This is a genomic window from Dinoroseobacter shibae DFL 12 = DSM 16493, from assembly GCF_000018145.1.
Taxonomy (GTDB): domain Bacteria; phylum Pseudomonadota; class Alphaproteobacteria; order Rhodobacterales; family Rhodobacteraceae; genus Dinoroseobacter; species Dinoroseobacter shibae.
The window spans coordinates 2423940-2448111 of record NC_009952.1; the positions used below are offsets into that span (position 1 = coordinate 2423940).

Consider the following 24172-nt stretch of genomic DNA (forward strand, 5'->3'; position numbering starts at 1 on the left):
TGCCAACCGATCTTCACATGCGACCACACCGCCTAGGCCCTTTCACTCCTCTGGCAGGGCAAAGGCCATCACGATATCGCCGCGTCCCATGATATCGTTCAGGCCGCCTACGGTGACAACGACATACTGACGCCCATCTGGCCCGATATAGGACATCGGCGTGGATTGCGAGCCGAGCGGGAGTGCCCCGCGCCACAACTCTTCGCCGGTCTCGGATGAGAACGCCCGCAGGTAATAGTCCTGCGTGCCCGAGTAGAAGGTCAGGCCGCTCGCGGTGGAGATCGGCCCGCCCACCAACGGCAGGCCCACGGGCATGCGCCAGCCGGTGCGGATGCCGAAGGGCCCGGTCTCCTCGATGGTCCCGACGGGCCGCTGCCATAGGATCGACCGGTCCGCGAGGTCGATGGCGGTCATCGTGCCATAGGGCGGCTCCTGGCAGGGCACGCCGACGAAGGAGAAGAAGTTCGACCGCATCGCCCCGAACGGTGCCCCGTCCTGGGGCGCCAGCCCGTCATGAGGGCCGACCACCTCGACGCCCAGGGCATCAGCCTCTTGACGTGGGATCAGTTGCAGCAGATGCGCAACCCGTGTGTCGTTCACGATCAAAAGGCCGCGGGCCTCGTCTATTGTGCCCGTGCCCCAGTTCATGCCCCCGAAATAGCCCGGCCAGATCAGCGTGCCCTGTTCGGACATGGGCGTGAAATCCCCCACGTAATAAGCCTGCCGGAAGCGGATGCGGCAATAAAGGTGATCGAGCGGTGTGGCGCCCCACATCCGGGCCTCGGTCAAGGGCTCCGCCCCGATGACCGGCATGTCCACGGAGTAGGGCTGCACCGGCGACAGGTAGTCGGGCTCGACCCCGCCGGTCGTGGGCACAGGCAGGTCGCGCACCTCTGCGATCGGGGTACCGTCGCGCCGGTCCAGCACGAAGGTCTGGCTGCGCTTGGTCACCTGGATCAGGGCGGGCACGACCTCGCCGGTCTCGGTGGTGATGTCGTAGAGCATCGGCTGGGCCGGCACATCGTAGTCCCAGATGTCGCGGTAGGTTGTCTGGAAACTCCAGACCACTTTGCCGGTTTCGACATCCAGCGCGACGATGGAGGAGTTCCAGTCATTCGCCGCCTCGATGCGCGAGCTTCCGTAGAAATCGGGCTGCGCGTTACCTGTGGGCAGGTAGACGAGGCCGAGTGCTGCGTCGAAGGCCGGGGTGGACCAGACGTTTGGCGTGCCGCGGGTATAGGTCTCGCCCTCGGGCGGCACGGTGTCGATGGCCGGATTGCCGATATCCCACGCCCAGGCGATCTCGCCCGTGCGGCCATCGAAGGCGCGCACCACGCCGGAGGGTTCGTCCACGGCCATGCCGTCCCAGACCCAGCCGCCGAGGATGATCCGGTCGCCCATCACCGTGGGCGCGGAGGTCGGGAAGTAGAATCCTGGCCGCACCTCGCCCATGTTTCGCGTCAGGTCCACCGCGCCACCGTCGCCGAAGGTCGTGCAGAGCGCGCCGGTCCGCGCGTCGAGCTGGATCAACCGCGCGTCGACCGAACTGAGCACGATGCGCGCGGCGCAGGTGCCGTCCGCCGGGGCGCCTTCCCGCGGCGTCGGTTCGTAGTAGGTCACGCCCCGGCACCGCTGCCACAGGGGGGAGCTCGCTTCGGGGTCGTATTGCCAGACCTGCGCGCCCGTCACCGCGTCGATGGCGCTGACGATGTTGTTGGGCGAGCAGTGATAGACCAGCCCGTCCACGTAGAGTGGCGTGTTCTGGTCCTGGCCCGTGCCGGAGGGCGCGTCGCCGTGGTTGAAGGTCCAGGCGACCTCCAGCTCGCCCACATTCTCGGGCGTGATCTGGTCGAACGGCGCAAAGCGCGTGCCGGTCGGGGTGCGCCCGTAATGGGTCCAGTTCGGGCTTTCCGCCGCGATCGCACGGGTCGGGACCGGGTCGGTGTTGGCGATGACGTTCTGCGGCGTGGCCATGCCCCAGAAGAACCCGGCAATCCCCAGCGCAAGCACCCCGGCCGCCGCGAGGCTGGCTGTGCGTCCGCGCCCCTCGTTCAGGGATGGCACCAGAAGGACAGCGAGGATGGCCAACACCATGGGCGCGACCAGGCGCGGCACCAGCGGCCAGAGCTCGAACCCGACTTCCCAGACGGCCCAGAGCGCGGTGCCGGCGAATACCGCCCCGAAAATCCAGGCCCCCAGGAGCTGTTTCTTCCAGTAGTAAAAGCCCGCGGCCGCGAGCCCTGCGCCCGCAAGGCTGTAATACCACGACCCGCCGAGTGCGATCAGCCAGATGCCGGGCACGAACATGAGGGCCCCGACAAGGACGAGAATGGCTCCGAAAAGCTTGGTCAAGATGTTAGCTCCGAGTTGGGTTGTGTAAGCTGGCGCAACTTGGATTCGCAGTCTATGCGCAAACGAAATGATCCCGACCGGGGCAGCGGAAATCGAAGGCGCGACCCGTCCCCGGGTCAGTTCATCGTGTTCTTGAAGATCCGGCCGTCCTTCATGACCAGCGGGATGTTCGCGCCGTTGCTGCCGAGGATGGAGACATCCTCCAGCGGATTGCCGTCCACGAGGATTATGTCCGCGTAGGCGCCTTCCTCGATCACACCGAGCGGGCCCTCCTGATACGGGTTGCGCGGACCGCTAAGCGCCAGGATCTCGGCATTGGTCGAAGTGATCATGCGCAGCATCTCGATATTGCTGAACCATTTGCCGAAACGCGCCAGGAAGTCGGCCTGCTGCCCGTTGGTATCCGGCGCAAAGACCAAGTCCGTGCCGAAGCCCATCTTGATATCGTATTGCTTGACCAGGTCGGCGGTGCGCTGCCAGCCTTCGACGACTTGCAGGTACTTGGCCCACTGGATGTCGTTGGCGAGCGCGCGCAGGTTTTCCTCGGCCTCGAAGGGCTGGGTGATGAGGTAGACGCCACGCTCAGCCATTTCGCGGGCGGCTTCTTCGTCCATCAACTGGCCGTGCTCGATGGTCTTCAAACCGTTCCTTATGCCGCGCAGGACTCCCTTGGGCGTGTAGACGTGAGCGGTGACATAGGTGCCCCAGTCCGACGCGGCATCGACAGCCGCCCGGATTTCGTCCTCGGTGAACTCCGTCACGTCCAGCGGATCGTAGAGCGAATAGACACCGCCGCCGATGGCGATCTTGATCTGCGTTGCGCCTTGCTTGAGGTTCTGGCGCGTTGCCGCCAGCACCTCGTCCCGACCGTTCACCACCCGGTCGAGCTTCATCACTTCCTCACCCACGGGCGCGCGGCCGCTGAAGATGCGGGGCTCCTCGAAAGGCAGGGTGCGGTCTGCGTGTCCGGAGGTCTGGGTGATGAGCGTGCCGGACAGGTACATCCGTGGGCCGGGGATCATCCCTTCGTCGACCGCCTTCTTGATGCCGAAGCCCGGACCAGCCGTATCGCGGATAGATGTGAACCCGCGCTGCAGCAGGTTGTTAGCCTCGACCACCATGGTTGCATGGGTGTAATCGGGTTGCTCGAGGCGCCAGCTATCCCCCTGGCTGGCCGCGAGCATCAGGTGATAATGCGCGTCGATCAGGCCCGGCATCAGGGTTCTGCCGCCGCCCGCAATCACGTTGACAGCGACCTGCTGTGTCTGTGTCTCGACACCGTCCGCATCGCGGATCGTGATCGAGTAGCCGTTGACGCCCGATCCCGGCAGGGTCTCGACGCGCTCCAGCGCACCAGTGCTCACTTCAAGCTCATAGGTGCCCGAGACGGGGATATCCTCGGCGATCTGCTGGATCAGGTTCCGGACTACGAGGACATCATACCCCTCGAGAAGCGCGTCATTCTTGCCGTCGAAGATGTTCACATCCTTGAACAGCGTCACTTCCGAAGGAATATCCTGCGCCAGTGCTTGGACGGCAACGAGCGCGGACACCGCGGTACCGAGAAGTACTGTCGTTTGGACTTTCATGACCGATCTCCTTGCTCGAAACACGTCTGGGATGTCGGACCTTGAACGGGAATGCCATGACTTTGTCAACGCTTTTAAGAAAAGAAGCTCACTCTTACGTCCGCGTTGGATATTCGGGTCAGGCCTCATAGCCAATAAATGAGGTTGCTGCGAGGGCGACGGCTGATAGGAAGACCTTCGGGCACCTGTCGTAGCGGGTTGGCACACGCCGCCAATCCTTCAATTTACCGAACATGATTTCGATCCGGTTGCGTCGTTTGTAGCGACGCTTGTCGTATTTGACGGTCTTCTTCCGTTGCTTCCGACCAGGGATGCAGGCGCGTATCCCTTTGTCCTCTAACGCTTCTCGAAACCAGTCGGCATCATATCCGCGGTCCCCGAGCAGCCAGTCGACATCCGGCAGGCTACTCAGCAATGCTCGTGCGCCGATATAGTCGCTGACCTGGCCAGCGGTCACGAACAGGTTCAGCGGGCGTCCTTGTCTGTCGCAGATGGCGTGCAGCTTGGTGTTCATGCCGCATTCGGTGCGGCCTCCCTCTCGGGACATTTCCTACGGAAATACCCTGCCGGGCGGTGATCAGGCGTCCACGCCCCACTTTTTGACGCCCAAACTCATCGCTGTGCGGTGGGCCTTCAGGTCGGTGGCGTCCACTGCCCGGCAGTCGAAACGCAGTTTCGATGAGAGGGGATCATCACAGTCTGCTTCTCGCCGTGTTCGACAGCAAGACCCGCCATCATGCGAGCGAAGATGCCCTTGTCGCTCCAGCGCTTCCCACGGTTGTAGAGCGTCTTGTGCGGACCGTAGGTGGCGGGCGCGTCGCGCCACCGCAAGCCATTGCGGTTGATTAAGATAATCCCACTCAGCACACGCCGATCATCGACCCGTGGCTTGCCGTGTGACTTGGGAAAGAAGAGCTCAAGACGCGCCATCTGGCGTCGGTCAGCCAAAACAGATCAAACATGTTCACCGCTCGTTTTGTGGACCGCAGATCACGCCATCCCAAGGAAATCAATGGGTCCTGACCCTAGACCGCTTTGGCAGCCCGCGTCTTGCGCGGCGGTTTCGCAGGTTCTGCCGGTGTGTTGGCCTCACGCTCGAGGCGCGCGCTGCGCAAGCGGGCGTTCTTGATCCTTCTCTTCTCGGCTTCTTCGTCAGCGATTTCGCGGACAATGCGGGTGGTCTTGTCCATCGGCGTTTCCGCTCTGGGCGTCTGGGTTTTGAATACATTCGATTTCGGGCGATTAACCATGGTTTGGTCTCCTCAATATTGGTGGTGTCGGTGTTGCGCGAGTACAGGGTCCGCGACGGCATAGGACGCATCCGTTGGTGGCCGGTCACAGCGAAGAACCGTCTCGATGTCCGGGGCTGCCATTGCCCGCATCAAGGCACTGTAATTCAATTGGAAGCGCATCTCGCCGCCCGGCCTTGGCAGTGCGTTCTGTGTAACGACGACGAGGTGATCGCTGGTCGCCCCCACAAAGGTGGTGCCGACGGGCATGACCAGCCCCTGTACATCCGTGTCCTGCACTCCAAGGGCAAGGATGAGCCGGGTTGTTCGGCTGGGTCGGATCCTGCGACCAGACGCGGTGGCCTTGGCTGCCCGGCTTGGCAAGGACTTGAAGCCCGCCTCGATAACTTCGGCGACAAGGGTAATGGCATCGGTGTGAAGCCCCGCGATCCGGTCACCGGACACCGGCTCCACCCCGAGGAGGATGGCCTCGCCCAGCCGCAGGTCGGTGATCCGTCCCGTCGGAGTCGCACCCATTGCCCAGGGAAGGTTGGCCGAGTTGCCGCCGGACACAGTTTGCAGGATGACACCGCAGGTGCGCTCGGTCTCGACGACAATGTCGGACAGGGCCATCATGATGGCCGGTTCGGGCGCTTGCCCTCCGAAACAGGCGAAATTCGCTCCGATCCCCTGCAATACGACCCCCGGCAAGGCGCGCACACGCAGAGCCAACGCACCGAGTTCCTCTGGCAGAATGCCTTCGCGCAAATCGCCCATCTCGACCATCAGAATGATGCCATGCGCTGCCCTGCGTGGGCAGGATTCGGCCGAAAGCGCCGAGATGACACGCAGATCGGAGTTGAAACTGGTCTCGCAGAGCCGGACGACTTCCGCAGCCTCGCTCAGCATCGGCGTGCGGATCAGAGTGACAGCACAGGTCAGCCCAGCCTCACGCAACCTGCGGACGTTACGCAGACGCGCCTCTGCAAGCCCCACTGCACCTCCCTCAAGCATGGCGCGCGCAATGGCGGGGTTCCCGCACACAGCCTTGGTCACGGCCGTGATGCCAAGGCCACGCGGTGTCAGCCGCCCGGCAAGCGTTTGCGCATTGTGGCGGATCTTGCACAGATCGACCTCGAGGCGCGGGTTCTTCATACGGCAACCCCGTAAGTGCCTTGCCGCACGCCGGGATAGGCGGCAAGGACCATGGAGACGAGGTCCGCTCCAGGGCGTCGCAGGGCATCGGTCACCGGCACCCCGAGCTTACAGGTCATCGTTGCGATCGCGGCGGTGATCTCGGCATCGGACATGCCCTCGTGGTTTAGGGTGAGGCCGATGACACGGGTGTCCGCGAAAGCTTCGATCAAAGCGATCTCGCTGGCCGCTGACGGCATGGGCATCCCTGGAAAGTCGCAACGACGGGCCCGTTTCGGCGCGTGTTGCAGGATCACGGCATCCGGCTGGCTACCGCGCAAGATGAAGGCCGAAGTGCAAAATGCAGGGTGGCTCAGGGCCCCCTGCCCTTCGATAACGATGATATCGGGCTGTTCTGCTGCCGCTGCGGCCAGGATCGCGCCTTCGAGTTCGCCGCAGCAGAATTGCGGCGGCACCGCATCCATCGCAACCCCGTACTTGGCGCCCTGCATCAGGCCGGTCTGCCCGGTGCCCACGAGCGCCGTCCGGAAACCTGCGTCGCTCAGTGCGCGGGCCAGCACAGTTGCGGTCGTCCGCTTGCCGATTGCGCAGTCGGTGCCCAGAACCGCGATGCGCAGGGCCTTCACCCCGGAGATGCTGCCATCGAAGAGGCGCATGTCCTTGTTTGGCTTGGGTTTGCGCATGTCGCGGATGGTGACCCGGTGCGCGGCGGCTTGAGCCGCGATCTGCGGATCATCGCTCAGGTACTCATGCAATCCGCTGACGATGGTCATACCGTGCGCAATTGCGTCCAGAACCACCGCGCGATCCTTGACGGAGAGCCGCCCCGTTGCTGGCGCCATGCCGAGAATAAAGGTCTCGGGGACTTTCGGCGCGTGCGCGAGCGCATCCGCCAGACTGCCGAGGATCGGGATGCGGTTGGCAACCCCGTCAAGGACCAGCCCGCTATCCTGGCCGCTGCGCCCGCGGTCGATCACCGAGAGTATTCGGTAAGCCTCGGAATGCCGGACAAGGCCATTGGCGGTCTTGCCGTCGATCTCGCCGAAGTGACCATCGCAATAGACCACCGCTGTCGGCGGCACGGGGCTTCGGGCGGCGACAGGCAAAACGGGGGGCGCCTGTGCCCCGCGAACGGGACGGCGGATTGTCGTGTCGGTATTGTATTCGTATGGCATGGCTTGTCCCCTCGGGATTGGAATTCGGTGCCGCGCGGCTGGTGCGACTTGTCTAGTCATTGAGAACGCACCGGTCGTTGAACCTCTGGAAATTCCGGTTGCAGGCCCAGCGGTTTCCTGACCGATCGAGATGGGCATTTGATGGCAACGCAATCACATCGCATCCGGTGGCGGAGGCCGTGTATCCCCGAGCGCATTTCCATCCGGTGCCATACGTTGAGTCGTCAAAATACGCGTTCTCAGGGATCTTGACGGGCGGGCACAGTTCTCCCTGCTGGTAGAAGCCGCGCGCGCAGGTCCAGGGCTGTCCGAAGCGCGACGTGTTCAGAAAGGCATTGGCTGGTACATCGATGGGTGCGCAGAGATCCCCAACCGCCTCGAACCCGCGCGCACATGCCCAGGCGGAGCCTGCACGCGACTCCGTCAGGAACGCATTCTCAGGCACGATCACCTCCACGCAGGCGCCGTCTCGCCTCGCAAAACCCCGCAGGCAATGCCAGCGCTCACCCGAAGGGTCGAGAAACGCGCCCTCGGGCACCACCACGGCGACGCAGCTCGTCCGATCACGCTCCAGGAAGCCATGAAGGCAGGCCCATCCACGCCCATAACTGCGGTTGGTTGCATAGGCGTTTTCAGGAACGACCACTGCGGCACAGAGATCCTCTCTCTGCCTGTAGCCGATATCGCATTCCCAACCGTCCCCATAGCTTTTGGCGCTGGCATTATCCGGTACCGGCTGCGCAAAGCTCGGCAGGGCCATGAGCATCACCGCACAGAGCGTACCGAGCCAGAGCTGCATAACAAGACGCGCCTGTGGCCGTGCGCAGATTGCAAGAACCGACCGGACCGGCGACGGACGCGCTGCGGGATCACGACCCATCCAGCTCGAGCCCCGGCAAACAGGCATTCGCCAAGTCGCGGCTGGGCGTATCGGTACCGGGCAAGGTCGCCCAGCCCGTGTCCATCAAGACCCTGCTGCGGTTGAATGTCGACGCTTCCTGGACGAGGGCCGTCTTCTCCAAGCGCGCAGGATCGGCCGCTGCCATGCTCAGGCAGACCGGCACCATGGCGGTGGTTACAGCCTCGCTTGCCATGTCCTCCGCCATCTCCCGCGCGCTGCCGCCGGTGGTCCAGCCACCGAAGTTGAAGCCAAGGATGGATATCGCGATCGCACCGCCTAAAGCCCCATAGATGCCGGGTTTCGTCCATTCTGGAAAAGTCATTCTGAATCCTTTGACGGAGGAAGCGCCGCCACACTTTTGTCGAACTACGTGCGCAGGCCCGATCCCGGGCCAACGCGCTTTCTTGGTCTCTTTAACCGATGCAGCATGACAAAGCTCGCCTGCACACCTATCTGGCGCGACGTGCCCGTAAATGCCTTTGGCAGACGAGCGCTCCCGCACTCGCGGCCGACACCAACCGCGATCGGGTCTCGGCCCCAGGTGACGGTTTGGTCCGATAAAAACGACGTAGACAGGCCCGTCGGGGGTCCGGGGGAAAACGTCGGCAAGCGGCAGGTCAACGCGCCCAATGACGAGGCACCGACCACCGGATTTTCAAGATGTACAGACGGTCAGCAAAAGTACGGCGCGTTACTTGACCCTGCACCCTGCGATGACTGATCTTCGGTCAAGGTACCCTTTTAACAACAAGATTGCAACGATGGCGAAACTGGCAACGTCCTGTCTGTGCGAGCGCCTGCAGCGCCGGGGCGCGTGCGAAGGTGAAGGTGCCGCCCCTGGCCAGATCCAGCCTTTCGCCCTCGGGGGCCGGACCGACCAGTTCCAGCCCGGTGAGGTTACCGGACAGCGTGTCATTGGCCGGCACGGTGACGGTCAACACGTCATCTTCCGACACGGTAAACCCGTCGTTGCGAACCACGCCCGCGGCGCTCGCGCCATGTCGGTCAGTCGCAGTGAGCTCCACGAACACGTCGCGGGTCCGGCCCGGCGCCTATGCGGCTGGTTTGGGGCGCAGAAGCAATCCGCCATAGAGCAGCGAGAAACCCCCGAAAGCCGCGATCCAGAACACCGCCGAAAGCGCGTGCAACATGCTGGCCCATGCCGGCCAGACGCCCGCCAGCGCCCGCGACAGGACCGCTGCCACGATCAGAAGATAGATCGCCGTCGTGCCGCTGCCCGCTGTGAGCGCCCGGCCGGTGTGGCCCAAGGTCGCCCGTGTCATGACCGCAAGGGTCATCAGCCCGATACACCCCGCCATCCAAACGTGCTGTGCCGGTGCCGTGCCGACGAGTTCCGGCCGGAGGGTCGCCAGACCTTGCAGGACCGCCCCCATCGGCAGGAACAGGTACGCGAGATGCAGCACCCAAACCAACGGTTCGGACGCCGTGCGCTGCCATGACCACCGGGTCAGCCGCGCCAGATGAAGCAAGCCTGCTGCGACGAGTAGCCCACCAGTCAGAACATGCAGCGGCCAGCCCACCCAAGCCAGCAGTGCGCCCAGCAAGACAAGAAGCGTCAGTTTGTCGAACGCCTGCATGGGGGGCGCTGGAAGGACCGTATCGCCCCGCTTGACCAACCAGTTGCGGGTGAATGACGGAATGATCCGTCCCCCGATCACGGCGATCATCATCAACCCGGCCGCCAGCCCCAGGCGCAGACCAAAGCCACCGGCCGCATTACCTCCCCGGGCCGCCTCCCAGTGAAACAGGCCATTGGCCAGGATGAACGTGGCCAGAAGGGCCAGGATCGTCAGGTTGCGCCAGTTACGGCCCGCCACGATCTCGCGCGTCATGGCCAATGCGAGAAGGACAGCAAAGGAAAGATCGGCGGCGGCAACCACAAGGGCCGGAAGGACCTCCGAAATCGATACCGCCAAGCGCCCCGCCAGCCAGAGCGCAAACAGTCCCGCCAGCGGCCAACCCACAAGGGGAAGCCGCCCGGTCCAGTTCGGCACAGCGGTCAGCATGAACCCCGCGACCACGGCCCCCAGATACCCGAACAGGAACTCATGGGCATGCCACGAAACAGGATCGAACGCAGTGGGCAGCACATCCTGCCCGGAAAGCATGGCGATCCAGGCGACCATCGCGGCGGCGGCCCACAGGCCGGCAGCCAAAAAGAACGGTCGGAACCCGTAGGACAACACCGCAGGTCCCGTCCAGGCTCGCATCTGTTCGCTTGTGGTCCTCACGTCACGCTTTCCTTCCGTCGAACTTCGCTTTCGATCCCATGATTTCGCAGCCTTTGCCAAGGGTTTGCGGCAGACGCCCCCCTTGGGATCTTGCGCCATCGCAGCTCGTCATCGGCGCGTTCGGCAGCCGCGTCGCAGGGTTCGCGGCCTCTCCGCGCCATCTCATGAGGCAATGCACTCGATCCACCTGATCTGTCGCCGGTCATGGCGCTCTTCCCTCTGCGGCTGCCCGGCCGCCTTCGGGCGCCTGGGCGCGACCGCCCAGACCCCCTCTGCGGCCTGTTCTCAGGCCTCCAGCCGTGTTTCCCTCTCGAACTGCGGAAACAGTACGTCGTTCTCCAGCCGGATATGCTCCTGCAGATCGTCCATGAACTCTTCGAGACCCCTGTAAAGGCGCGTCCAGCTTCCGCAGGCATCGTCGGGCAGATCCGGACCACCCGTGATACGCCGGATCTCGGACAGCTCGAACGCATGGTTATCGTGATCGGCGCGCATCGCGGCGATGGGGTTTTCGATACCAGGGCCGCCCCCGTTGCGAATGGCGGGAAACAGGATCAACTCCTCTTTTTTCATGTGAACTTCCATGTCACCGATCATGCGATCGAGCACTGCGGCAAGCCCGGCAGGCGCACGAGGATCATCGATATGCACCGCTTCGACCATCGCGGACAATTCCGCCAGCAGCGGCAGCTGATCGCGGTGACGGGCGTGATACCGTGTCTCGATGTAGCGGGTCAGCTCGGCTGGATCGTGGAGGGGAGGCTGGTCAGTCATGATGACGTCCTTTCGTCACTGCAGGCTTGGGATGGCATGGGGGCAGATGGCTTGAGCATTCTGCACAGCCATGTGCAGAGACCGCGCAATGCGTTCGGCGCGGGAAATGACGTGGTCCGCGCCTTGCGGCGTGCAGACCTCGCGCGCAGTCTCGCGGAAGAGCATGAGCCAGTGATCGAAATGCGCCCGCGTGACCGGCAGGCCCGTATGCGCCGGCAAAGGTGCACCGTGATACCGCCCGGTCATCAGTGCGACCGAGGACCAGAAATCGACCATGCGGGCCATATGTGGGTCCCAGTCCGAGATGCGGTCTGCAAAGATCGGTCCGAGCGTGCCGTCGTCACGCACCTTCTTGTAGAAGCGGTGGACCAACTCCCGGAGCTGCGCTTCATCCAGGCCGGTATCACGCATGACCGTGCGTGTCATTTCCGGGCGCGCCGAGGCAATGCGGGGTATTTGTTGTTTCAACACGGCCAAGAGGGCCTCCGGGGTCAAGTGCCTTGCATCCAGCGGTAGACCTGTTAATACGCATTGTAAATACCAATTGAACGGAGTGCGACCCGATGCGCCTGACCTCCTTCACCGATTACGGACTGCGGATGCTGATGCGCATGGCCAGTGCGCCAGAGCGTGCCTTCTCCACGGCAGATCTGGCGGAGGAGTTCGACCTGTCGCGCCATCATCTGAGCAAGATCATGCAGCGGCTGTCCCGGGCCGGGATCGTCGAGACCCGGCGCGGGGGCGGCGGCGGCGCGACATTGGCGCAACCGGCGTCGGAGCTGCGCCTTGGACGCGTGATCGCCGTGCTGGAACAGGATCAGCCCATTGTGGAATGCTTCGGCTCCGGCCCGCATAGTTGCACGATCGACCGCCAGTGCGGCCTGAAGGCTCGGCTTCGTGCGGCGGAACGCGCCTTTCTCACCGACCTCGATCGTTCCACCCTGGCCGATATCGCGTTGTCGGAGCCCCGCAACGCCGCCTGACACCCTGAAACGGAAGGAAACTCCATGTCATCATGGCTACCCACCCTGACCACCGCCACCCCAGAGGAGGGCTATGATCTTGCCGTCAAACTCGCGCGCGTTGCCATCAAGCTGACCCAGCCGGATGCGGAGGCCCGCGATCGCATGCGCCCGGAGTATGCCGAAGACGCCGACGCGCTGATCGCCGTCAGCCAGGTGGTCGCGACCCATTTCGCAACCGTGGCGGCCGCCAACGGCTACTGGAGGGACACACCATGATGCAGGTGGAAGTCGGGGCAGACGGTATCGTCGTGGACGCGGAACTGCTGGCCGAAGCCTTCGGCATAGCGCCGTCCATGGTGCATCCGGGCATGAAGTCGGGAGACATCACATCGCTCTGCGAAAAGGGCGAGGGATCGGATGCGGGGCGTTGGCGCCTGACCTTCTATCACGCCGGTCGTGCGTTTCGGCTGACCATCGACGATACCGGTCAGGTTCTGCGGCGGACCCGCTTCGACGCCCCGAGACCGGGCCGGGCAACCTGAGACACAGGCTCTGCCCAACGTCGTCTTTAACCTCAGTCCGCGCGGCACGCTATCCGCCCGAGTCCAGCACCTTTCCCGGGGCCACATCCGCAGGAGCAGTCGAAGCCCGCAGCCTTGGCCCGAAGGCAGGCATCGCAATGTGATGGCCCTGTCCCATGGGCAAGAATCCGACCTGCGTCACCCAACGACCGGCGCACCACATCACGCAGGGACGTATCGCCGACACCGGCACGGCTCAAACAGCCACCCCCGGGAAGATACCGAGAAACCGCGCGCTGGCGGAGCATCAGAGTCGAATGAACCGTTACCGATAAATGATCGGTTTCTGCTCTTCGACGTCCCTGGCGGACAGCCCGATCAGCCAAGCGCCGCAAGCAAACCGTTGACCCACGGGCGCTCCGTGATACAGCGGGTTTAAATGCGGAAATGAGCCAGATGGTAAGGCAAAATGGCTCTGTCGACATATCCGCGCAGATTGACTTCGAAGCATCATCCCCGATTGGGAGGTGTCATCCTGCCCGCTGGCAAATGTACCCCGAATACGAAAAGGCGGTTCGGAACGCTCGGGGTTTGAAGAGACTGCCCCTCGCACGCCCCCTGCGAAGGCGCGCAGCAAACCGGCGCGGCATGTATGGTAAAGGGGCGATCACCGCAGCACGCGGGGAAGGGACCAAGGCATGCGCACGCAGAAATGCATTCTGATCGGGGCTGGCATGGACTGCGGCAAGCGCCGCCGTGGCTGCCTCATGGGCCCGGACGCGTATCGCACCGCCGGACTGATTGACACCCTCGGCGATCTGGGCTGGCAAACAGAGGATCGCGGCAACCTGCCGGGCCCAACCTGGGTGGCCGACACCCCACCCGGAGAGTTGCACGCGCTTTCGGAAACGATCACATGGACAAGACTGCTGTCAGAGGCCGCGCAGGCGGCCATCGGGCAAGGCTTTCCGATCTTTCTGGGGGGCGATCACGCGCTGTCACTGGGCACGGTTGCCGGCGTCTCAGCTCATGCCGCGGGCCAGGATCGTCCGCTTTTCGTGCTCTGGCTGGATGCGCATCCTGATATCAACACGCCGACGACCACCCTATCGGGAAATCTGCACGGCACGCCTGTCGCCTACATCACGGGTCAAGCCGGGTTTGACGGATTCCCGACACTCACCGCGCCAGTACCGCCGGAAAACATCTGCTTCATCGGATTGCGCTCGGTCGATGCATCGGAGCGCAATTTCATAGCACAATCCGGCATGACTGCGATCGATATGCGCCAGATCGACGAGCATGGTATCGCCGCCCCACTAAGCGCGTTCCTGGCGCGAGTCGCAACGGCGGGTGGCATGCTGCATGTTTCGCTCGATGTCGATTTCCTGGAACCCGCCATCGCCCCCGCCGTCGGCACCACCGTCCCCGGCGGCGCCACCTTCCGCGAGGCGCACCTGGTGATGGAGATGCTGCATGACAGCGGACTTGTCTCCTCCCTCGACCTTGTGGAACTGAACCCCTTCCTCGACGATCGCGGGCGCACCGCATCGCTCATGGTCGATCTCACCGCGTCGCTTTTCGGTCGGCGAGTGTTCGACCGCCCAACCCGCAGCCATTCGTGAGCAAACTCATGTCCGCATCTGCCAACGACCCGGTCCCTGGCCCCTCCGACCTTGCCTATATCCGCTTTGTCAGCGTCGAGAACATGATGAAGCTGGTCCACAGTATCGGCATCGAGACCATGCTCAGGGACCTTGCCCGCTACATCGAAGACGATTTCCGCCGCTGGGAGAAATTCGACAAGACCCCGCGCGTTGCCAGCCATTCGCCGGAGGGGGTGATCGAACTGATGCCGACATCCGATGGTGAGGATTACGGTTTCAAATACGTCAACGGCCATCCCAGAAACACGAAGGATGGGCTACAGACCGTGACCGCTTTCGGTCTGCTCGCGCGGGTCGATACCGGCTATCCGGAACTCCTGACGGAGATGACGGTGCTGACCGCGCTTCGCACCGCGGCGACATCTGCCATGGTCGCCAGCCACCTCGCGCCGAAGGGCAGCAGGGTCATGGCGATGATCGGCAACGGTGCACAATCGGAATTTCAGGCGCTGGCGATGCGCGCGATCTGCGGCATCGACACGCTGCGGCTTTACGATATCGACCGGGCGGCGACAGAAAAAGTGCGGCGTAACCTGACCGGACAGGGTTTCGAGCTGATCCCCTGCGCCACCCCGGAAGAGGCCATCGAGGGCGCGCAGATCATCACCACTTGCACCGCCGACAAGCAATTCGCCACGATCCTGACCGACAACATGGTCGGCGCAGGCCTGCACATCAACGCTATCGGAGGCGACTGCCCCGGCAAGACCGAATTGCACAAGGATATCCTGATCCGGTCCGACGTCTTCGTGGAGTATCCGCCACAGACCCGGATCGAGGGCGAGATCCAGCAGATGCCGGAGGACTTCCCTGTGACCGAGATGTGGCAAGTCATCACCGGAGCGGCACCTGGGCGCATCAATGACCGCCAGATCACGCTGTTTGACGGCGTGGGCTTTGCCATCGAAGATTTCTCGGCCTTGCGCTACCTGCGTGACAAGCTGAAGGACCATCCCTTCTACGAGGACCTCGACATCATCGCCGACCCCGACGACCCCCGCGATCTGTTCGGCATGATCCAGCGCGCGCGACCTCGCTGAGCGGCCATCAAGACGCAGCTTTGCACGTCGCCGCGAGCCGATCGAAGAACGGCAGATGCGCAATCCGCGCGTCCACGTTATGCTCCCGAAATGCAGGCGGGACGTCAACCTGTCCGGTCGGGAGGCACACCGAGCAAGGGGCGAGCTGGCAGGGCCGGAGATCAAGGCACCTTTGGGAGAGACGAAAATGAACAGGGCGTTCGACATATCCAGTCAGATCGACAATCCGTTTCGCGCCCAGGTGCGCGCGCATTACACCGCCGAGGAAACCGCGCTTCTGAAATCTCTGGCCGCCCGCATCAAACTGTCGGCACACGAACGCGAGAAGGCCGCCGCTGCCGGGGCCCGATACGTGACAAGGGTCAGAAACGAGACCAGGCCCTCTATGATGGAGGCGTTTCTGGCCGAATATGGTCTCTCGACATCCGAAGGCGTGGGCCTGATGTGCCTCGCCGAAGCGTTGCTGCGCGTCCCGGATGCGGACACCATTGATGATCTGATCGAGGACAAGGTTGCGCCATCGAACTGGGGCGCGCATCTGGGCCATTCCTCGTCTTCTTTGGTGAATGCATCGACCTGGGCGCTGATGTTGACCGGCAAGGTTCTGGATGAAGACCCCAGGGGGCCGGCGCGCGCCCTGCGCGGGCTGGTCAAGCGCCTGGGCGAGCCGGTCGTGCGCACCGCTGTCGGCCAATCGATGAAGGTGCTGGGACGACAATTCGTTCTAGGTCAGACCATTGAGGAAGGCCTGAAGAACGCCCGCGAGTTGGAAAAAAAGGGGTTCACCTATTCCTACGACATGCTTGGCGAAGCGGCCCGCACCGACGCCGATGCCAGGCGCTATCATGCCGCCTATGCCCAGGCAATCACGGCAATTGCCAGGCAGGCCACGGGGGATGTTCGCTCCTCGCCCGGCATCTCGGTCAAGTTGTCGGCCCTGCACCCACGCTACGAATACACCCACCGACATTCGGTGATGGCAGACTTGGTGCCCCGCGCGGCGGCACTGGTAAAACAAGCCGCCCAGGCCGGTATCGGCTTCAATGTCGACGCAGAGGAACAGGACCGGCTCGATCTCTCGCTCGATGTGATCGAAGCGATGATGTCAGACCCGGATCTCGACGGGTGGGACGGGTTCGGCGTTGTCGTGCAAGCCTATGGCCGCCGTGCCGGGCCCGTCATCGAGACCCTGTATGACATGGCAGAGCGGTATGATCGGAAGATCATGGTGCGGCTCGTCAAGGGCGCCTACTGGGACACCGAGATCAAACTGGCGCAGGAATTGGGGGTGGAACGGTTTCCGGTCTTTACCCGCAAGAACAATACCGATGTGAGCTATATGGCCTGTGCACAAATGCTGCTGGACCGGCGCGACCGAATCTATCCGCAGTTTGCCACCCACAACGCCCATACCTGTGCCGCCGTCTTGCAGATGGCCGGCAACGCCAGAGACTGCTTCGAATTCCAGCGCCTGCATGGAATGGGCGCGTCGCTGCATCAGATCGTCAAGGAGACCGAAGGCACCCGGTGCCGGATCTATGCGCCGGTCGGCGCGCATCAGGATCTTCTGGCCTATCTCGTCCGCCGCCTTCTCGAAAACGGGGCCAACTCATCCTTTGTGAACCAGATCGTCGATCCCGACATCCCCGCCGAGGCGATCTCCGCCGATCCGGTATCCGAGATGGAGAAGCTGGGCGATCAGATCCCGAACCCGGCGATCCGGCAACCATCCGACCTCTTTGCCCCCGACCGGCGCAACTCCAGAGGCTACCGCGTCAACGAACCGGCATCGATCCTCCCGCTGATGACTGCGCGCGAAGCCTTCGCCGAGACCACCTGGCATGCACGACCGATGCTGGCCGGGGGCCGTGACCCGACCGGGCCCACGCGCGAGGTGCATTCGCCCGCGGACAAGACCCGCCTTGTCGGCACCGTTCAGGAGGCCTCCGCCGAGGATGTCGCCTGCGCGCTCGATGCCGCCGAAACCGGCTTCAGAGACTGGTCGGCCCGGCCCGTGTCCGAGCGCGCCGATATGTTGCGCAAACTGGCCGACATGTACGAAGACAACATCGCCGAACTCACCGCGATCACCACGCGCGAGGCCGGAAAGACCGTCCTCGACGGCATTGCCGAAGTGCGCGAAGCAGTTGATTTCCTGCGCTTCTATGCGAACGAGGCCGAACGTCTGGAAGAAGAGGATCCGGGCCGTCCGCGCGGTATCTTCGTCTGCATCAGTCCTTGGAACTTCCCGCTGGCCATCTTCACCGGCCAGATCGCGGCGGCTCTCGTCATGGGCAACGCGGTGCTGGCCAAACCGGCCGAACAGACGCCGATCATCGCCGCTCGCGCGGTGCAGATGATGCGCGACTGCGGCCTGCCCGACGCCGCCCTCCAGCTTTTGCCCGGCGACGGTCCAATGGTTGGCGGTCCGCTGACCAGCGATCCGCGCATTGCCGGGGTCTGTTTCACAGGCTCCACCGAAGTGGCGATGATCATCCACAAGGCACTGGCGAAGAACGCCGGACCAGAGGCGGTTCTGGTCGCCGAAACCGGTGGTCTGAACGCGATGATCGTCGATTCCACCGCCCTGCACGAACAGGCCGTGCGCGATATCCTGATCTCTTCGTTCCAGTCGGCTGGCCAGCGCTGTTCCGCCCTGCGCATTCTCTACGTTCAGGAAGACGTGCATGACAAGCTGATGGAGATGCTGTCGGGCGCGCTCGATGCGCTGGTGATCGGCGACAGCTGGAACCTGGATGTCGATGTGTCCCCCGTGATCGATGCCGACGCCCAGAGCGATATCCTGGGCTATATCGACCAGCACCGGAAAGCGGGCACCCTGATCAAGACGCTCGCCGCACCCGACAGCGGTACCTATGTCACCCCGGCCATCGTCAAGGTGGGCGGCATCGCGGACATGGAACGCGAAATCTTCGGCCCCGTTCTGCATGTCGCGACCTTCAAGGCGAACGAGATCGACCAGGTGGTGGACGCCATCAATGCGCGCCGCTACGGCCTGACTTTCGGCCTTCACACGCGGATCGACGACCGGGTCGAACAGATCGTCGAACGAATCCAGGTCGGCAATGTCTACGTCAACCGCAACCAGATCGGCGCCATCGTGGGCAGTCAGCCCTTTGGCGGCGAAGGGCTTTCGGGAACCGGTCCGAAGGCGGGAGGGCCGCTTTACCTGACCCGCTTCCGCAAGGTCGGAAAGTCCACCAGCCATCCCGCCCCGCAAGGGGCTGTGCTCGGCAAAGCGGCACTGAACACGGCCCTGTCGTCGCTCGATGCGCGAAACTGGGCCGCACGGCCGGACCGGGTGCACATCTTGCGCATGGCGCTCAGTGGCAGTACCGGCGTGGTGCGCCGCGCCTTGTCGGAAACGGCGGCCTTCGACATGTCCCCGCAGACGCTGCCGGGGCCGACCGGCGAGAGTAACCGCCTGAGCATGGTCCCGCGCGGCACGGTCCTGTGCCTCGGCCCCACCCCGGAAATCGCGATGGCCCAGGCGGTGCAGGCACTTGGCGCAGGATGCGCGGTGGTGATTGCCCTGCCCGGCAGCACGCCCCTGTCCCAACCGCTCTCCGACGCGGGCGCCCCTGTCGTGACCCTCGACGGCACGGTCGACTGTGTAACCCTGACAGAGCTCACAGGCATAGAGGTCGTCGCCGCTGCCGGCGCTTCGGATTGGACGCGCACCCTGCGGGTCGCCTTGTCCCAACGCGACGGACCAATCATCCCGCTGATCGTCGACGAAATCGCGCCCGAGCGGTACGTGCTCGAACGCCACCTGTGCATCGACACGACGGCGGCAGGCGGCAATGCCAAATTGCTGGCCGCCTCGTCGTGAAAGAAGGCCCGATCCCTCCGGAATTGGCCCGACGTTGCCCTCGCCCAGCATCGCACAGCGCGTAACCTTGCGGACTTGGACGATTCGGAGCCATTCATTGGATTTGCATATGCGCCATCCGACCAAAGCTTGTGAATTCGTGTTTCTTTGGAAAAAGGACCTTTAGGGTGTCGAGTCTCGCACTGCGCTCGCGATTCCGTGGGTGGAGTGCCTTACAGCAGGTCAAGGGTCCCGCCCATCTCGTCGCGGCTTGGCAGGCGCGCCATTAGGACCTGGTCTGCCGAACCCGTAATCAGGCCCGAACACTTTCAGAGACTTCTTGCGACACCCGCGCACATGTCGCGCAGATCGAGGCCGGGCTGACGATTAAGCAACAAAAGACAGGCACAACGGTACACTTCCCTGTCCTGCATCAGCTGCTCGAAGTCCTTGACACATTATCTTCGGGACAACTGACATACATCGTGACAGCACAGGGCAAACCCTTCACCCCGGCAGGCTTTTCGCTCTCGTCGGACAAGCTGTTCGATGTCTTCGATGAGACCAGGATCGATGCACTCAAGCGGGACTGGAAGCAGTTCTCTGAACTGAAGCGGTCTGTCCAGCTTCGCTACCAGGAGACGGTGGACGTCCGCGAATTCGAACCGAAAATCCAGAAACTGCTGGATGACCATGTCGTTGCGATGCCGGCGGAAACCATCATCGAGGTGGTGAACATCAACGATCCCGACGCGCTTAAGGCAGTCGTCGAAGAGACCGGGGTCTCCGAGGCTTCAAAGGCCGATCGCATCGCCAGCGCGACCCGCCGGGCTATCACCGAGAAGATGGATGAGGATGCCCGATTGGGAGCGTCGGAAGCAAAGGCTCGAATGGGCCATGGCCTGAGAAATTCCGAAACCGGTCGCAACAAACGCAAACGCGACTTCAATCCAAGCAATTTCGGACGCTGGATTTTCTTTATATCTCACGTGTACCTATAAGAAATTCACCAAATCGGCGTAGTCATGAGGTCCGGAGAATATCAGCCCGTAGAGAACGCTTTGCGCCCTCTTCGCACCGGGGCCGGTGAACGGCCCCTCGTGCATAACCCTCGAAAACAACGGAAAAATCCGGCCGCAGCCGGATCGGGAGAACACTTTCTCAAGGGCAAGTGGCGGAGAGACAGGGATTCGAACCCTGGAGACGGTTTCCCGCCTACACACTTTCCAGGCGTGCGCCTTCGACCACTCGGCCACCTCTCCGTGCGAGGGGTCTTACCGCCAAACCCGGGGCGGGTGCAAGTCCCCAGGCCGAGGGTTTTCCTACGGATCGAGCAGCAGATTGACGCGCCGGTTCTGGCGGCCCTTTTTCTCGATCTTGCCCAGGACCACCCGGCCGATCTCGCCCGTGCGTGCCACATGGGTGCCGCCGCAGGGCTGCAGATCGACGGTTTCGGCGCCTTCGCCGATGCGCACCAGGCGCACCTGCCCCGATACCAAGGGCGGTTTCACGGCCATGGTCTTCACCAGCTCGGGTTTGGCGAGCAGTTCGGCCTCGGTAATCCATTCGTCGGCCACGGGCAGGTCCCGCTCGATCAGGGTGGCGAGTTGGGCTTCGAGGGCGTCGCGATCTTCGGGCGCGTCGGGCATGTCGAAATCGAGCCGCCCTTTCTGGGCCGAGACGGCCCCGCCGGTGACCGGCAAGGGGATCACCACCGACAGAAGGTGCAGCGCCGTGTGGATGCGCATATGCCGGTGGCGGCGGGCCCAGTCGAGGCTCAGTCGAAGCCCGGCGCCCACATGTGGCAGGGAGGCGGCCTCTGCGGGGACATGGGCGATGGCGCCGGTGTCCAGCTTGACGGCGGTCGCAATCTCGATCTCGCCGCCGTCCCAGGCGATCCGGCCCGCGTCGCCAGGCTGGCCGCCGCCCGTGGCGTAGAACACGGTCTGGTCGGTGACGATACCGCCTTCGGGGGTCAGGGCGGTCACCGTGGCGGTGCACTCCTGCAGATAGGCATCGTCGCGAAACAGGAGCCGGGTCATGGAACCTCCTCGAAGACCGCGGGCAGGCTGCGCGGGTTTGCGTCGAGCCAGTCGGGCACGGGCAGATCCTTGCTGCGCAGGAAATCGGGATTGAAGAGCTTGGACTGGTAGCGCGTGCCGTAGTCGCACAGGATCGTTACGATGGTGTGGCCCGGCCCCATATGCCGCGCCATGCGGATGGCCCCGGCGATGTTGATGCCCGAGGAACCGCCGAGGCAGATCCCTTCGTGACGCAAGAGGTCGAAGACGATCGGCAAAGCCTCGCTGTCGGGCACGTTGCATGCGAAATCCGGGGTGAAGCCTTCGAGATTGGCGGTGATGCGCCCCTGTCCGATCCCCTCGGAGATCGAGGAGCCTTCGGATTTCAGCTCGCCCTGCGTGTAGAAGTTGTAGAGCGCCGCGCCGTCGGGGTCCGCGAGGCCGACCTTCACGCCCTTGGGCTGGAGCGCGAGGCCCACCCCCGCCACGGTGCCGCCGGAGCCTGCGGCACAAATGAACCCGTCGACCTTGCCGCCGGTCTGGTCCCAGATTTCGGGGCCGGTGGTTTCCACATGGGCCTGGCGGTTGGCGACGTTGTCGAACTGGTTGGCCCAGATCGCCCCGTGCGGCTCGGTCTCGGCCAGCCGCTTGGCCAGCCGTTCGGAGTAGCGCACGTAATTGTTGGGGTTGCGGTAAGGCGCGGCGGGCACTTGCACGAGGTCCGCGCCCGCCAGGCGCAGCATGTCCTTTTTCTCTTCGGACTGGGTTTCGGGGATGACGATGACGGTCTTGAACCCCATCGAGGCCCCGACAAGTGCCAGCCCGATACCGGTGTTCCCGGCGGTACCTTCCACAATTGTGCCGCCCGGCTTCAGGGTTCCGCGGGCCACCGCATCGCGGATGATGTAGAGGGCGGCACGGTCCTTCACCGACTGCCCGGGGTTGAGGAATTCCGCCTTGCCAAGGATCTCGCACCCGGTCGCTTCGCTGGCCGCGTTCAGGCGGATGAGCGGCGTGTGGCCAATGGCCTCCGCAAGGTCACGATAGCTGTGCATGGCGGTCTCCCTCTAAGCCGTTCCCGGGTGATACGCGCCGCGTTGGCGGACCTCAAGTGTCGGGGCGCGGCAGGGTGCGCAGACGGGCGCGTTCGGCGGCCAGCCAGAGGGCCGAGATCATCAGCGGACCGTTCTGCACGCGCCCGTCGCGGGTCATCGCCATGAGCGTGTCGAAACCCACGATCCGGGTCTTGATGTCTTCGGCCTCATGATCGACGCCAAAAAGGCCCACGGCATCATCGGGCAGATCGGTCAGCCCAACATAGGAGGCAAGGGATTCGGTCACCGCCCCGGGGGAGGGGTAATAGGTGCCGATCCGCTCCAGGTGCCACATGGTCAGCCCCGCCTCTTCACGGGCTTCACGGTGGACGGTCTCTTCCCAGGTTTCGCCCCCGTCGACACGGCCTGCGATGGGCTCCAATGTCCAGGGTTGGGCATCGCCGCGCACATAGGGCCCGATGCGGAACTGGTCGACCAGGAGAACCCGGTCGCGCACCGGGTCGTAAGGCAGGACCGTGACCGCATCCACCGCCACGAAGGCCACACGGGAGACCGGATCGCTCAGCCCGCCGTCGAAATGGGGAAAGCGCAAGTGGTGTTCTTCGAGGCGGAAGAACTTGTTGTAGGGGATGTCGGTCCGCTCCACGACCACCGCGTCGCGGGACGGCAGGTCGTCGCGGACAGGCGCGGGTCGGGTGCGCGCGGCCAGCCGGGATTGCGCGCGGGCGGCCATCACCGGCCAGAGGGCAGCCATCTCGGCCGAGGTCAGGGTGCCGAAATAGGACATCGCCTCCAGCGCCGTTTCCCGCGTGACCGCGCCATGTCGGTCCTGCCATGCGGACAAGTCCCACGGACCTCCGGGGCGCAGCGCGTCGTCGGTGGGTCGGTAAAGCTGCGCTTGCCGCAAGGTTCCATCCGCGCAGGTGACGGTGGCCGTCCGGCGCAGATAGCCGAAGCCGTCCTCGTAGAAATCGAGCCGGGCGATATCGTCTGCGCTCAGGCCGATGAGCAGCAGACCGGGGGACCGGTCCGACGGTGCGGCGGGGATCGAGATCGGGAAATCATGGCCCGCGGCGCAGACGGTGCGCGCGCCGAGCAACCAGCCCTCGCGCCGCTCGGGCAACTGGCCGAGCACGATTTCCAAAAGGGACAGGTCGCGCAGGGTGCCGAAGACGAAGATATCTGTCATGGCCGCGGGCGGGTCATGCGAGGCTGCGCCCCGCCCAGCGCACGAAGACCGTGCCGATCAGCACCCCGAGGCCGAGGACCGTGAAAACCGGGCCTTGGATCGCCATTGCTCCGAAGAACAGCATGAGATTGGCGATATCGGTCACAGCCTCGATCGGACCATCATAGCGCAGTTTGATCGAGCGTTGATAGGCCTCTTCACCGGCGATCAGGAACAAGGTGGTCAGCATCATCAGCGTCACGGTGCGCACCGACAACGCGAAGGACCGCCGCAGGCTCGGCCCCGCATGGGCGCCCGCGAGCCGCCAGCCGAACCAGATGCCCGTAAGTGCAGACAGCGGCACCAGCACCCCGGGCGCGCGCTCATCGGGCAGGCCCGGAATGCCGATCCACGCCGCCAGCGCGCCGGTCAGACAGAAAATGATTGCCCCGAAGAGTTTCGCGCCCGTCGGCATG

Annotated in this window: 22 protein-coding genes, 1 tRNA gene and 1 pseudogene; 7 read left to right on the plus strand and 17 right to left on the minus strand. The window is 63.8% G+C overall.

Features of this window, described 5'->3' with window-relative positions; genetic code table 11:
• Window positions 1-42: 42 nt before the first annotated feature.
• The 12 genes and pseudogenes from DSHI_RS11665 to DSHI_RS11720 form a co-directional block, all read right to left on the minus strand.
• The gene (locus DSHI_RS11665) at window positions 43-2352 is read right to left on the minus strand and encodes a membrane-bound PQQ-dependent dehydrogenase, glucose/quinate/shikimate family (protein ID WP_012178961.1); all 2310 of its coding nucleotides are present in this window, start codon (window positions 2350-2352) and stop codon (window positions 43-45) included.
• Between the two features lie 116 nt (window positions 2353-2468).
• Entirely contained in the window at window positions 2469-3941 is a 1473-nt protein-coding gene (locus DSHI_RS11670) for a metal-dependent hydrolase family protein (protein ID WP_012178962.1), read from the minus strand.
• Between the two features lie 125 nt (window positions 3942-4066).
• Window positions 4067-4903: pseudogene (locus DSHI_RS21760) on the minus strand (IS5 family transposase).
• 63 nt (window positions 4904-4966) lie between these two features.
• Entirely contained in the window at window positions 4967-5131 is a 165-nt protein-coding gene (locus tag DSHI_RS22325) for a hypothetical protein (RefSeq protein ID WP_157865321.1), read from the minus strand.
• A 72-nt stretch (window positions 5132-5203) separates the two neighbouring features.
• The gene (locus DSHI_RS11685; RefSeq protein ID WP_012178965.1) at window positions 5204-6325 is read right to left on the minus strand and encodes an alanine/ornithine racemase family PLP-dependent enzyme; all 1122 of its coding nucleotides are present in this window, start codon (window positions 6323-6325) and stop codon (window positions 5204-5206) included.
• A complete protein-coding gene (locus DSHI_RS11690) occupies window positions 6322-7500 on the minus strand; it encodes an N-acetyltransferase DgcN family protein (protein WP_012178966.1) in 1179 nt (392 codons plus the stop codon). The genes DSHI_RS11685 and DSHI_RS11690 overlap by 4 nt, the downstream gene beginning before the upstream one ends.
• Before the next feature lie 52 nt (window positions 7501-7552).
• A complete protein-coding gene (locus tag DSHI_RS11695; RefSeq protein WP_157865322.1) occupies window positions 7553-8299 on the minus strand; it encodes a hypothetical protein in 747 nt (248 codons plus the stop codon).
• Between the two features lie 70 nt (window positions 8300-8369).
• Entirely contained in the window at window positions 8370-8723 is a 354-nt protein-coding gene (locus DSHI_RS11700) for a hypothetical protein (RefSeq protein ID WP_012178968.1), read from the minus strand.
• A 406-nt stretch (window positions 8724-9129) separates the two neighbouring features.
• On the minus strand, window positions 9130-9432 hold the full coding sequence (locus DSHI_RS11705; RefSeq protein ID WP_012178969.1) for a hypothetical protein: 303 nt from the start codon (window positions 9430-9432) through the stop codon (window positions 9130-9132).
• Between the two features lie 21 nt (window positions 9433-9453).
• A complete protein-coding gene (locus tag DSHI_RS11710) occupies window positions 9454-10653 on the minus strand; it encodes an NnrS family protein (RefSeq protein WP_157865323.1) in 1200 nt (399 codons plus the stop codon).
• Between the two features lie 285 nt (window positions 10654-10938).
• Window positions 10939-11427 carry a hemerythrin domain-containing protein gene (locus DSHI_RS11715; RefSeq protein WP_012178971.1) on the minus strand — a complete coding sequence of 163 codons (489 nt, stop codon included), beginning with the start codon at window positions 11425-11427 and terminating at the stop codon, window positions 10939-10941.
• A 15-nt stretch (window positions 11428-11442) separates the two neighbouring features.
• Window positions 11443-11838 carry a group III truncated hemoglobin gene (locus DSHI_RS11720; RefSeq protein ID WP_245533005.1) on the minus strand — a complete coding sequence of 132 codons (396 nt, stop codon included), beginning with the start codon at window positions 11836-11838 and terminating at the stop codon, window positions 11443-11445.
• 152 nt (window positions 11839-11990) lie between these two features.
• Here DSHI_RS11720 and DSHI_RS11725 point away from each other — a divergent pair, with 152 nt between their 5' ends.
• The 7 genes from DSHI_RS11725 to DSHI_RS22605 all read left to right on the plus strand — a co-directional run bounded on the left by DSHI_RS11725 (window position 11991) and on the right by DSHI_RS22605 (window position 20453).
• Window positions 11991-12410 carry an RrF2 family transcriptional regulator gene (locus DSHI_RS11725; protein WP_012178973.1) on the plus strand — a complete coding sequence of 140 codons (420 nt, stop codon included), beginning with the start codon at window positions 11991-11993 and terminating at the stop codon, window positions 12408-12410.
• 24 nt (window positions 12411-12434) lie between these two features.
• Window positions 12435-12668 carry a hexameric tyrosine-coordinated heme protein gene (locus tag DSHI_RS11730; RefSeq protein WP_012178974.1) on the plus strand — a complete coding sequence of 78 codons (234 nt, stop codon included), beginning with the start codon at window positions 12435-12437 and terminating at the stop codon, window positions 12666-12668.
• Complete coding sequence (locus DSHI_RS11735; RefSeq protein ID WP_050757843.1) at window positions 12665-12934, plus strand: DUF6522 family protein; 270 nt, start codon at window positions 12665-12667, stop codon at window positions 12932-12934. Before DSHI_RS11730 ends, DSHI_RS11735 begins: the two co-directional genes overlap by 4 nt.
• 677 nt (window positions 12935-13611) lie before the next feature.
• Window positions 13612-14538, plus strand: a complete 927-nt coding sequence (rocF, locus tag DSHI_RS11740; protein ID WP_012178976.1) for an arginase — start codon at window positions 13612-13614, stop codon at window positions 14536-14538.
• Window positions 14539-14546: 8 nt separating this feature from the next.
• Entirely contained in the window at window positions 14547-15620 is a 1074-nt protein-coding gene (locus DSHI_RS11745) for an ornithine cyclodeaminase (protein ID WP_012178977.1), read from the plus strand.
• A 187-nt stretch (window positions 15621-15807) separates the two neighbouring features.
• Window positions 15808-19473, plus strand: a complete 3666-nt coding sequence (gene putA / locus DSHI_RS11750; RefSeq protein ID WP_012178978.1) for a bifunctional proline dehydrogenase/L-glutamate gamma-semialdehyde dehydrogenase PutA — start codon at window positions 15808-15810, stop codon at window positions 19471-19473.
• 464 nt (window positions 19474-19937) lie between these two features.
• On the plus strand, window positions 19938-20453 hold the full coding sequence (locus DSHI_RS22605) for a hypothetical protein (protein WP_012178979.1): 516 nt from the start codon (window positions 19938-19940) through the stop codon (window positions 20451-20453).
• 171 nt (window positions 20454-20624) lie between these two features.
• On the opposite strand, the gene DSHI_RS11760 is transcribed toward DSHI_RS22605, so the two are convergent.
• The 5 genes from DSHI_RS11760 to DSHI_RS11780 all read right to left on the minus strand — a co-directional run bounded on the left by DSHI_RS11760 (window position 20625) and on the right by DSHI_RS11780 (window position 24171).
• Window positions 20625-20714, minus strand: a tRNA-Ser gene (locus DSHI_RS11760).
• Window positions 20715-20774: 60 nt separating this feature from the next.
• The gene (locus tag DSHI_RS11765) at window positions 20775-21494 is read right to left on the minus strand and encodes an alanyl-tRNA editing protein (protein WP_012178980.1); all 720 of its coding nucleotides are present in this window, start codon (window positions 21492-21494) and stop codon (window positions 20775-20777) included.
• Window positions 21491-22528 carry a cysteine synthase A gene (locus tag DSHI_RS11770; RefSeq protein WP_012178981.1) on the minus strand — a complete coding sequence of 346 codons (1038 nt, stop codon included), beginning with the start codon at window positions 22526-22528 and terminating at the stop codon, window positions 21491-21493. The genes DSHI_RS11765 and DSHI_RS11770 overlap by 4 nt, the downstream gene beginning before the upstream one ends.
• Before the next feature lie 52 nt (window positions 22529-22580).
• A complete protein-coding gene (locus DSHI_RS11775) occupies window positions 22581-23717 on the minus strand; it encodes a gamma-glutamylcyclotransferase (RefSeq protein WP_012178982.1) in 1137 nt (378 codons plus the stop codon).
• A gap of 13 nt (window positions 23718-23730) precedes the next feature.
• Window positions 23731-24171 (minus strand): TrgA family protein, encoded by a 441-nt coding sequence (locus DSHI_RS11780; protein WP_012178983.1) that lies wholly within the window; start codon window positions 24169-24171, stop codon window positions 23731-23733.
• Between the last annotated feature and the right edge of the window lies 1 nt (window position 24172).